Here is an 11,224-nt window from a genome sequence, read left to right as displayed (position 1 = left end):
ATGCCAACTCAAGAGGCCGACTTGGCCCTTGTCTCCGTAGAGAAGACGCGCTGCCATAATTTGATCCGTCTAGCCAACTTGCTATTGGATCGGGCGATTCAATCCCTGTCCGCAGCCCGTGGCAACAATGTTCCGGTAAGCCAGCCGTTTGATTGACCGTATGCGGACAGAAGAAATAGATATTTTGCTTAATCACATTTTAAAGGAAGAGGAGAAATAAGATGTCCAACCAGGCAGTCAACATGGCCGACATGACCGAGGAAAAGAAACGCTTGCTGCTTAAACAGTTGCTGGCGCGCAAGGGCCAAGGACAGGCCGCCGAGCAAGAAGCTGGTGAAATTCCCGAAGACTATTATCGGGTCGATAAATTTCCAGGTTATCGTATGTTGATGGAACAAATGGAAACCTTTAAAGCACTGGCCATGGATAACCCTTATTTTAGTGCGCATGAAGGTGTTAGCGATCACCTTACCCATATCGACGGAAAAGATTACATCAATTACTCCGGCTACAACTATCTGGGCTTATCCGGTCATCCCGAGGTATCGGCTGGCGCCAAGGCCGCTGTCGATCGATATGGCACATCGGTTTCGGCAAGCCGTATTGTATCCGGCGAAATCCCGCTGCACCGGGAACTCGAAGCCGCACTGGCGCATATCCACGGTACGGAAGATTGCGTGGCCCTGGTCAGCGGTTATGCGACCAATGTTTCGGTGATCGGGCATCTGTTCGGGCCCAATGACCTGCTATTGCATGACAGTTTGATCCATAACAGTGTGGTTACCGGCTGCCAACTGTCCGGCGCCCGCAGGCTCGCTTTTCCGCACAATGATTATGACGCCTTAGAAAAGCTGTTAGTTGAAAACCGTAAACAGCATCAACGCGTATTGATCATTATTGAAGGCGTGTACAGCATGGATGGCGACATCCCGGATCTGCCGCGCTTTATTGAAGTGAAAAAACGCCATAAGTGCTTGTTGATGGTCGATGAAGCCCATGCGACGGGCGTTATCGGCCCCCGCGGATTTGGAGCGCACGATCATTTCGGCATCGACGCCGGGGAAGTCGATATCTGGATGGGGACCTTAAGCAAATCGTTTGCGAGCTGCGGCGGTTATATCTGTGGTTCGAAGGCATTAATTGACAATCTTAAGTACAATGCCCCTGGCACGGTCCTGTTCAGCGTGGGCATTTCCCCCGCGAATACTGGCGCAGCCCTGGCTTCGGCAAAGATCATGATGCGTGAACCGGAACGGGCGAAACGTTTGCGGGCAAAGGCTGCGCTGTTTTTGGAATGTGCCAAAGCGCATGGCCTGGATACCGGGCCTTCATCCGGTACAGCCGTGGTGCCCATTATTCTTGGCAATTCCATGCATTGTTTAAGATTAGGCCAGAAATTGGCGCAAGCCGGCATCAGCGTGCATCCTATTATGTATCCGGCGGTGCCGGAAGACGCCTCACGACTGCGATTTTTTATTACCCATAACCTGGCTGACGAGGAAATCGTTTATACCGTGAATACGCTCGCCAAGGCGCTATCTGCATTAAAGTGAAAGCCAGCCGTTCCACATGATTTTAACTACACTAATACAATCTGATTCATTAGGGAAAAATATGAAACATGATAAAAAAGCGCTCTTATCAGCTGCGGGAGACGGCCATGACTTTCCCGGCTGAAGCGGCGGATAAGAATCTAAAACCTAGGGCAGAGCAAGCGCTGGAAGTTGATCAATTTTTTTCAAAATATGATCAGCAAGCACGCAAGAGAAACGCAGAATCCAGCGACACCATTAACGTACTTTGTCCATTCCATAAGGGATTAATGCAATGTTAAGAAAATATTCCGACTGGCTGTTACGCTTTCCCTGGCTTGTTATCCTATTAAGCCTGGCGTTAACTGCGGCGGCAACATACGGCGTAAGGTACCTACATTTTAAAAGCGATTACCGAATGTTTTTCAGCGATGAAAATCCCCAATTAATGGCCTTTGAAAAATTACAAAAAACCTACACGCGAGACGATAATATTCTATTGGTTGTAACGCCTAAAAATGGTGATGTCTTTACGGCACAGAGCCTGGCTATTGCCGAGCAGTTAACTAAAAATTTGTGGCAGACGCCTTACTCATCACGGGTGGATTCCATTACCAACTTTCAGCACAGCACCGCGGAAGGCGATGACCTGACTGTGGGTGATTTGATTGGCAATGCCGCTCAATTGAACGAACAAGAAATTGCACGTCTCAAGCAGATTACTCTGAATGAGCCTTTACTGGTTAATCGCCTGGTGTCGCCCGATGCCAAAGTGATGGGCTTTAATGTCGTAGTGCAGCGCCCCGGCAAAGACCAGGATGCCGAGACTTTACAAGCTACTTCTTTCGTTCGCAAGCTAGTGAGCGATTTACAAGCGTTACATCCTGACCTGGATGTTCGCCTGACCGGCTCCATTCTTATGGATACCGCATTTGCGGAGTCCTCGGAACTGGATCTCAACACGCTGACACCGGCCATGCTGGTGATTATCGCTATCGCTTTGTGGTGGTTTTTGAAATCATCGCTGGGCATGTTCGCCGCCTTGCTGATGATGACGCTTTCGATAGGCTCGGCAGTCGGTTTGGCAGGCTGGCTGGATATTGCCTTCTCGCCGTCCAGCATTCCCGCGCCGACTATCCTGCTCACCTTGGCGGTGGCGGATTCGGTGCATATTTTAACCTCTTATTACAGCGGGTTGGCGCAGGGACTGGATAAGCGAGCGGCGATTGCAGAAAGTCTCAGAATTAATTTCAAGGCGATTTTTTTCACCAACCTCACGACCGCCATCGGTTTCTTATCCATGAATTTCAGCGACGCGCCTCCTTTCCGGGACTTGGGCAACATTACCGCCCTGGGGGTGGGCGCCGCCTATTTGCTGACGATTGGCTTTTTACCGGCATTAATGGCCGTGCTGCCTGCAAGACAGGGTCGAAGCGAAGCGGCAGGCACCAAAACGTTCGCCGGATTGGCAGGATTCGTTATCAAATATCGTTATTCGTTATCGCTATTTTTACTGTTGTTCACTGCCGCATTGATCTCCTTTATTCCACTGAATGAGCTCGATGATGAATACGTCAAGTATTTCGATGAGTCTGTCGCATTTCGCCGCGATACCGATTACACCACTGAGCATTTAACGGGTATTTACACCATTGACTATTCGTTAGAGCATGGCGAAGATGAAGGCATTAACGATCCTGACTTTCTCAAGCAAGTCGAGGGGTTTGTGCAATGGTATCGCCAACAGCCAGAAACCCTCCATGTCTATACCATCAACGACATCTTTAAACGTTTGAATCAAAATATGCACGGAGACGATCCGGCCTGGTATCGGTTACCGGATACCCGGAAAATGGCTGCTGAATATCTGCTGCTGTTCGAGATGTCGTTGCCTTACGGCCTGGATCTGAATGACCGGGTTAATGTCAGTAAATCCGCAACCCGTGTCACTGTTACTTTGCGGAGTTTGTCCAGCCAACAAATGATCGATCTGGAGGCGCGGGCGCAAGCTTGGCTGAAAACCAACGCCCCGTTAATCAAACAGAGCGATGGCACCGGCTCATCTTTGCTTTTTTCGCATATCGGCCAGCGCAATATCGTCAGCATGATCAGCGGTGAATTGATGTCCATAAGCTGTATTTCGCTGATTTTGATATTGGTGTTGCGCTCAATCAGCTTGGGGCTGCTCAGCCTTATCCCTAATTTGATCCCGGCCGGCATGGCGTTTGGCATTTGGGGCTTGACCGTCGGGCAAGTGGGCATGGCCTCATCGGTGGTAGCGGCGATGACCTTGGGCATCTTGGTGGATGACACGGTGCATTTTCTCAGCAAATATCAACATGCGAAAAAAGATAAAAATCTTACTCCTGAAGCCGCGCTTTATTATGCCTTCGCAACCGTGGGCAATGCCTTGTGGGTAACATCAGCCGTTTTGATCATGGGCTTTTCGTTATTCACCTTTTCCAGCTTTAAAATCAATTACGAGATGGGGCTGTTGACGGTAATCATTTTTGCCCTGGGCTTATTTGCTGAATTTCTGTTGTTGCCGCCGATTTTACTGATCTATGAAGACATCAAATGTAGTCTCCATAATTTTTTTAATAAACCTGTACAAAACACCCAACTTTAAGGAAAACCGAATGAACAAGTCAGTTTATTTTGCCTTATTACTGGCCTTAGCCGCGCCAGCGCTCCATGCCGAAACTCCGGAAGAAAAAGGTTACGCCATCGCCAAAGAAACCGAAAGACGGGATTCCGGCTTTGGCGACAGTTCAAACGACTCTTTATTTATCTTGCGCAATGCCCAGGGAGAAGAAAGCATCCGTGAATTTTCGACCAAAACCCTGGAAGTCCCAGATGACGGCGACAAGGATTTAGGGATTTTTCTTAAACCCGCCGACGTGAACGGTACGGCTGTGCTAACGTTCTCGCACGGACTTAAGCCCGACGATCAGTGGCTGTATTTGCCTGAATTAAAACGGGTTAAACGGATTTCTTCAGTAAACAAATCGGGACCATTTGTCGGTACTGAATTTGCCTTTGAAGACATCGCTTCCTGGGAGGTAGACAAATACAAGTACAAGTATCTGCGTGATGAAGTGCTCGACGGCAATGATTGTTTTGTGGTCGAAAATACGCCGGCTTATGAATACTCCGGTTACGCCCGGCAAATCGAATGGGTCGATAAAACGATCTATCAACCACGTAAAATCGAATTTTACGACCGCAAAAATACGCTGTTAAAAACCTTAACGTTCAGTGATTATCAGCAATACCTTGATCGTTACTGGCGGGCCAGCAAATTGGATATGGTCAATCACCAGAATGGCAAAAGCACCACTTTAAAGCGGAGTAATTATCGGTTCCGTAACGGCTTTCAAGACAGCGACTTTTCCGAAAGCGCTCTTAAAAACGTGCAATAGTAAACACTGTAAAGAATGACGAAGCAAACATCGCGCGCCGCTCGCCTTTTTATAATCGTGAATTGATGTGCAGACACCGTTTGCCCATCAATGATAGTCCGAAATACTAAGACATTAGCCAACAACATGAACATAAAAGCGACGATTATTGCAGCGTCATTCTTAACAGTCAGCAATGTTCAAGCAGCAGAATGGTCGGGTTTTGCTGCGCTTGACCTGCGTTTGTTTGCAGAACCCGCCGCTTTTCCCGAGCAAAACACCAGCTTTGCCGATCCGTCTGTAATGGTACAGCCCGAGTTTCGGCAGGGATGGAACAATGGCGCAGACCGCTTTACCGCGATACCGTTTGGCCGCTATGACAGCCTGGACAGCAACCGCTCGCATTGGGATATACGCGAATTCAACTGGCTGCATAAAGGCGACGGCTGGAACCTGCAGGCCGGCGTGGGCAGATTGTTTTGGGGAGTGACGGAGTCACGGCATCTGATTGACATCGTTAACCAGGCCGACTTCGTAGAAAACATCAACAGTGAAGAAAAGTTGGGGCAGCCCATGCTGAATTTGAATATTCCGACCAGCTATGGCAACTTCAATTTGCTCTATCTGCCTTATTTTCGCGAGCGTACCTTTCCGGCTGCAAATGGTCGGGTTAGATTCGAACTCCCCGTAGACACGGATAACCCCAATCTTAATGGCATCAGTCATTTTCATCCTGATTGGGCGCTGCGTTGGAGCCGTACTTTCGGCGATTGGGATGTGGGGATTGCGCATTTTAGCGGTGTGGGCCGTGAACCTCGGCTGGCCCCCTATTTTCCTGAGGGTTCACCCTTTCCCACCGCGCTGATTCCAACTTATGATTTAATCAATCAAACCAGTTTGGACGTGCAAGGCGCACTGGGAAACTGGCTGCTCAAACTTGAAGCAATGACGCGCAGCGGCCAAGGCAGCCGCTTTGCCGCGGTGGTTGCAGGCGCGGAATACACTCAGTACGGCATCTTTGAAAGCAGCGCCGAGTTAGGTTTGTTAATGGAATATCAATATGACGGGCGCGATACATCCACACCCAGGCAAGCCTCTGACGCGCCTCCAACGCCTGGCGACAATGATATGTTTTTGGGTACGCGCCTGTCGCTGAATGACGAACAGAATACTCAATTACTTCTAGGCGTTACCGTCGACTTAAATACCCAAGCCACGGTCGTGAGTTTTGAAGGCAGCCGCAGACTCGATGATGTCTGGAGAATTGAACTGGAATCCAGGCTGTTCAAAAACATTCCCAGCACAGACATTCTCACCGGCATGAGCCAAGATGATTATGTGCAAATCCGGTTAACGCGGTTTTTTTAAATCAAGGCATTCAGATGATTGGATGCATAAGGAAAAATGCGCATCCCCTACGGCTTTACAGTGACTTTTAACCCGGCATACTTTACCGCTTACAATACCCGGCCCCATCATTGCCGTTTTAGGCGCTTAGGAATAATGGCTCGCATTTCATTTCATGGACTCATGCTAATTGCAAACGGAATCCGGACTTCAGACCTGTCCATCATTGATGTATTGCGACAGTCAATCAAAACAACACAAGCCCATCGTATCGTTTAGCCTGACGCTGCTATCCTATCTGGTGCAACAGGAAGCCTGTTGCTGGATCGGTGGGCATTTAACCGAACCGTAAGAGCAAAATACGCAGCAGTCCCCCGGCTTCGGTTTGAGCAATGTGCCGCAGGATTTGCATTCATAGAAAAACTGGCAGGCATCGGTCGGCATGGTTTCCGTTTCGGCATGCCCGCAGCAGGGGCAGATGATGGTCGATTCGAGGATGATGACGCTCATTCATTCACTTTCTTGATAAAGGATGGGTATCCGATGGCCTTTGGCCGCTTCCGTCAATTTATCCGCTGTGGTCACTGTATCGTCGAATTGCACCGTCGCGGCTTTGCTGGCTTAATCAATCGATACCTGTCGCACGCCGGAAACAGGTTGGCTAGAACAGCTATCCTTTAGTTAGAAGCATAACCTGAAGGCCGGAGTCAGTTTAGCATTTTTATCTAAACAATAGCGCTCTAGTGATCTCATCACGCCAGTTAGCCAAGGTCGTCACAAAGGACGAGAAACACTCCAGCCCCAAATCCGCTTTCGGTTCAGCTACTGTGTTTAGGTTGCGGTAGTCACGGGAAATCCGGGAGCGCCTGTTTCAAGGCGGCGTCAAAAGGAGACGAATCAGCAGAATATCGCGACACCTGCGCATTTCAAAAGATATGGGTTAAAAATAAAATCCAGCTTTTAATAAAAAATATTGAGTGTGCGGTATATAAATGAATATTTCCGAATATATAGCAGATACGGAAGCTGAAAAGATAATCCATTACGGGTTGGAAAATCGTGTTAATAAAGGGTATATAAAATTATGTGATAAACCGGTTTTTCCATCGGAATCAGAAAATGGATGTCATGATTTATTACCACAATTTTCAGTATTTGCGGGATATAAGATATTCGATAATTTCATTATTGGAAGTATTAAAAAAGAAAACCCAATATCCCTTATTCGACTCATTACATTAATTTCGGCAATTGCCTGCTTCGGTTTTCATGCCCACGCCAGGGCTGAAGGCAGCGGCAAGCCACCGCTAGGACAGCTTACTGAAAACATCCGCCTGACCGGCGAGCTGCGCGGCCGTTATGAAGCTTACGATTTTTTCCAGCCCGGACCGGCCGTGAACAATAACAACGAATACGATTTCTGGGCCCTCCGCGCCCGCCTGGGCGTATTGGCCACCAGCCGGTATGTGGACGGCTATGCGCAAGCGGAATACAGCGGCATCTATGGCCTGCCGAATGACGCTTTCGCTAGGCCGGGAGGCGCATTGGGACTGGGCGCCCTGTATTACACGGAAAACGGCCAGAACGTTTCGCCCGGCGATGTCCACCTGAAGCAGGCTTATCTGAACTTCAAGTTTGAGCCTTTGGGATTGCCCGGACTGTTTTTGAAAGCGGGCCGCTTCGAAGTGCGCGAAGGGCTGGAATATAGAACCGGCGACGTGAAATTCGACCTGCTCAAGGCAAACCGGGTTTCGCAGCGTCTGCTGGGCACTTTCGATTTTACCCATGCCTCGCGCAATTTCGACGGTATGGAAGCGGTCTACGACCGCCCGGATTTCAATATCAGCCTGAGCGCCACGCATCCCACCCAGGGCGGCTTCAATATCCACGCCCAGGATGAAATCAGCGACATCGACCTGTTCTATACGGCCTTGACCAGCAAGAAAGACACGCTGCTGCCCGGCACCGAAGGCCGGCTGTTTTACCTGTACTACGGCGATGACCGCAACACCGAGGCCATCGACAACCGGGCCGCCGGCCAGAAACCAATGCTGAGCCAGAGCGGTCTGAAAATCCACACGCTCGGCACCCATTGGCTGACGGTGCAGAAATGGGGCGACGGCGCCGCGGACGCCTTGCTGTGGGGCGCTTATCAGTTCGGCGACTGGACCAACCAGACGCATCAGGCGTGGGCGTTTGACGTCGAAGGCGGCTATCAATGGGCCGGCCTGCCGCTGAAGCCTTGGCTGAGAGGCGGCTATTTCCTGGGCTCGGGCGATGACAATGCGGCCGATGGCCGGCACGAAACGTTCTTCCAGGTGCTGCCTACGGTGCGCCTTTACGCCAAATTCCCGTTCTTCAATCTGATGAACCTGAGCGACGCATTCGCGCAATTGATCGTAACGCCAAGCCAGGCGATACGGGTCGGCATCGATTTCCATCATCTGTCGCTGGCCGAGGCGGGCGACCTGTTCTATGCCGGCGCAGGCGCCAGTTCGAGGTCCGGCTCATTCGGCTACCTGGGTCGTCCTTCGACCGGCCGAAGCACAATCGGCGAACTGGTTGACCTGAGTTTTACCCACAACATCACTCAAGAACTGTCCTGGACCGCCTACTATGCCCACGCCTTCGGCGGCGACTATGTAGATAATTTTTACCGACAAAAGCAGGACGCCGACTTCGCTTTTGTGGAATTCAATCTGACGTTTTAAAGGAGTACGCCATGCCTAAGAAAAACCAACCGAACGCCATGCCCGATCAATCGGACCTGCATCATCCGGGCGCCTGCTCGTGCTGCGCCATGTCGCGCCGCGATTTCATCAGGCTGACTGCCATTCTGGGCGCGGCTTCGGCGCTGCCGGGCGGCTGGGCTCACGCGGCCGAGAGCAAGAGCGATCGGCCCTTGCGCATCGGCTATCTGCCCATCACAGATTCGTCGCCTTTGCTGGTGGCGCATGCCCGGAAATTCTATGAAGAAGAAGGCCTTGAGGTTGAGAAGCCCAAACTGTTCCGTGCCTGGCCGCAGCTGGTCGAAGCCTTCATCGCGGGGCAGGTCGATGTCATTCATCTGCTGGCGCCTACCGCCCTGCTGATCCGTTATGGCAGCAAGTTTCCGGCCAAGATAGTGGCCTGGAACCATGTCAACGGTTCCGCCCTGACGGTGGCGCCCAACATCAATGATGTGAATGATCTGGCCGGCAAGACGGTCGCGGTGCCGTTCTGGTTTTCGATCCACAATATCATCCTGCAGCATTTATTGCGCCAGCACGGCCTGGCGGCGGTGTCCGGCGTGCCCAAGGACAAACTCAAGCCCAACGAAGTCAATCTGGTCATCATGCCGCCGCCGGACATGGTTTCGGCGCTGGCCAACGGCAGCATTGCCGGCTATATCGTGGCGGAACCCTTTAATGCCGCCGCGGAAAACCTGAAGATAGGCAAGATCCTGCGTTTCACCGGCGATGTCTGGAAGTCCCATGCCTGCTGCGTCGTGTTCATGCGCGAAGCGGATCTGGCGCAGCGCCCGGAATGGTCGCAGTCGGTAGTCAACGCCGTGGTTAAGGCCCAGGCCTGGATTCGGGACAACCGCCAGGGCACGGCGCAGTTGCTGGCCAAGGAAAGCGGCAGCGCCTATACGCCGCATGCCCAGGCTGTTCTGGAGCGCGCATTGTCGCATTATGGGGCCGATGCCTACGGCAAACAGGGTGCGCTGCAGCATGGCGACTGGCAGCAGCAGCGCATCGACTTTCAGCCCTATCCCTTCCCGTCTTATACGGCAGAACTCGTGCGGCTGCTCAAGTCGACGCATGTTGAAGGCAATAGCGAATTTCTGAACACGCTGGACCCCGGCTTCGTCGCCGGTGATCTGGTCGACGATCGCTTCGTGCGCCGGGCCATCGACAAGGCCGGCGGCGCGAAGGTCTTCGGCTTGCCGGAGACGCTCACACGGGAGGAGATCCTGTCATGAGCGCCTTGCCCGAACGCGTCAGCGGCAATTGGCCGGCTTTTTTCCGTATCCGGCCGACTGGCATCAGGCTGAGTTCGGCATTGCCGCTGCTGGGGATTGCTGCCGCGCTGCTGCTGTGGTGGCTGGCGACCGCCGAAGCCCTGCATCCGGAAAGCATTCTGGCCCAATTCGCCCCGGGCGCCTGTTTCGATGCCTTGCAGAGGCTGGTCCGGACAGGCGAAATCGTTCCGCATATGGCCGCCAGCCTCCGGCGCGTGCTGTTGAGCCTGTTGTTTGCGCTGCTGGCCGGCATCCCTCTGGGCCTGTTGGTCGGCATGTCGCGCGCCGTGGAGCGGGCGACCGGGCCTCTGTTTCAGTTCATCCGCATGATCTCGCCCATTTCCTGGATGCCGCTGGCGGTCATGGTGTTCGGAATCGGCGACGCGCCGGTTTATTTCCTGCTCACGATAGCCGCCGTCTGGCCCATCATGCTGAACGTGTCGTCCGGCGTGCATGCGATCGATCCCCGCTGGCTGACGCTGGCGCGCAGCCTGTGCGCCACGCGCCGGGAAACGGTCATGCGCATCGTCGTGCCGGCGGTCGTGGCGCATATCCTGACCGGCATCCGCCTGGCCATAGGCATCGTCTGGATCGTGCTGGTGCCCGCCGAAATGCTGGGCGTCAGCGAGGGGCTGGGCTATTTCATTCTCGATACCCGCGACCGCCTGGCTTACCCGGAGCTGATGGCGGCCATTCTGGTCATCGGCGTGATCGGTTATCTGCTGGATTTGGCTGCCCGCCTGTTGATACGGCAATGGAGTCACCGCCGAGAGAACTGAATGGGTCAGCGGCCATGCTGTGGGGGCGACTTCAGTCGCCCGGCAAGAGTATGTTGCTATGAATATAAACGGGACTGCTGTTAATTATTACCGTGAATATCGAGACGAATGAACAGAATATCGCGATTCCCGCGCATTTCGGGTAATGCGGGTTATTAATAA

At 52.3% G+C, this 11,224-nt stretch carries 10 protein-coding genes; 9 read left to right on the top strand and 1 reads right to left on the bottom strand.

The window, feature by feature from the left end; genetic code table 11:
* The 6 genes from ACTNE6_RS19540 to ACTNE6_RS19515 all read left to right on the top strand — a co-directional run bounded on the left by ACTNE6_RS19540 (window position 1) and on the right by ACTNE6_RS19515 (window position 6,301).
* Entirely contained in the window at window positions 1-156 is a 156-nt protein-coding gene (locus tag ACTNE6_RS19540) for a hypothetical protein (protein ID WP_442497982.1), read from the top strand.
* A gap of 65 nt (window positions 157-221) precedes the next feature.
* Window positions 222-1,553, top strand: a complete 1,332-nt coding sequence (locus ACTNE6_RS19535; protein WP_442497981.1) for an aminotransferase class I/II-fold pyridoxal phosphate-dependent enzyme — start codon at window positions 222-224, stop codon at window positions 1,551-1,553.
* Between the two features lie 107 nt (window positions 1,554-1,660).
* The gene (locus ACTNE6_RS19530) at window positions 1,661-1,834 is read left to right on the top strand and encodes a hypothetical protein (protein ID WP_442497980.1); all 174 of its coding nucleotides are present in this window, start codon (window positions 1,661-1,663) and stop codon (window positions 1,832-1,834) included.
* 116 nt (window positions 1,835-1,950) lie between these two features.
* Window positions 1,951-4,161, top strand: a complete 2,211-nt coding sequence (locus tag ACTNE6_RS19525) for an efflux RND transporter permease subunit (RefSeq protein ID WP_442497979.1) — start codon at window positions 1,951-1,953, stop codon at window positions 4,159-4,161.
* 10 nt (window positions 4,162-4,171) lie between these two features.
* On the top strand, window positions 4,172-4,954 hold the full coding sequence (locus ACTNE6_RS19520) for an outer membrane lipoprotein-sorting protein (protein ID WP_442497978.1): 783 nt from the start codon (window positions 4,172-4,174) through the stop codon (window positions 4,952-4,954).
* A gap of 126 nt (window positions 4,955-5,080) precedes the next feature.
* Window positions 5,081-6,301 (top strand): hypothetical protein, encoded by a 1,221-nt coding sequence (locus ACTNE6_RS19515; RefSeq protein WP_442497977.1) that lies wholly within the window; start codon window positions 5,081-5,083, stop codon window positions 6,299-6,301.
* 273 nt (window positions 6,302-6,574) lie between these two features.
* On the opposite strand, the gene ACTNE6_RS19510 is transcribed toward ACTNE6_RS19515, so the two are convergent.
* Window positions 6,575-6,790 carry a GDCCVxC domain-containing (seleno)protein gene (locus ACTNE6_RS19510; protein ID WP_434482865.1) on the bottom strand — a complete coding sequence of 72 codons (216 nt, stop codon included), beginning with the start codon at window positions 6,788-6,790 and terminating at the stop codon, window positions 6,575-6,577.
* Between the two features lie 884 nt (window positions 6,791-7,674).
* Here ACTNE6_RS19510 and ACTNE6_RS19505 point away from each other — a divergent pair.
* From ACTNE6_RS19505 to ACTNE6_RS19495, 3 genes are read left to right on the top strand one after another with little or no spacing between them, the layout of a single operon-like run.
* Window positions 7,675-8,991: an alginate export family protein gene (locus ACTNE6_RS19505; RefSeq protein WP_442497976.1), complete on the top strand. Its 1,317-nt coding sequence runs from the start codon at window positions 7,675-7,677 to the stop codon at window positions 8,989-8,991.
* Between the two features lie 11 nt (window positions 8,992-9,002).
* Window positions 9,003-10,244: an ABC transporter substrate-binding protein gene (locus ACTNE6_RS19500; protein ID WP_442497975.1), complete on the top strand. Its 1,242-nt coding sequence runs from the start codon at window positions 9,003-9,005 to the stop codon at window positions 10,242-10,244.
* Entirely contained in the window at window positions 10,241-11,062 is an 822-nt protein-coding gene (locus tag ACTNE6_RS19495) for an ABC transporter permease (protein ID WP_442497974.1), read from the top strand. The genes ACTNE6_RS19500 and ACTNE6_RS19495 overlap by 4 nt, the downstream gene beginning before the upstream one ends.
* The last annotated feature ends 162 nt before the right edge of the window (window positions 11,063-11,224 follow it).

This window comes from Methylobacter sp. sgz302048 (genome assembly GCF_052162025.1).
GTDB lineage: Bacteria > Pseudomonadota > Gammaproteobacteria > Methylococcales > Methylomonadaceae > Methylobacter.
The sequence above is the reverse complement of the archived record's forward strand: the minus strand, read 5'-3'. Positions and strand labels throughout refer to the sequence as shown.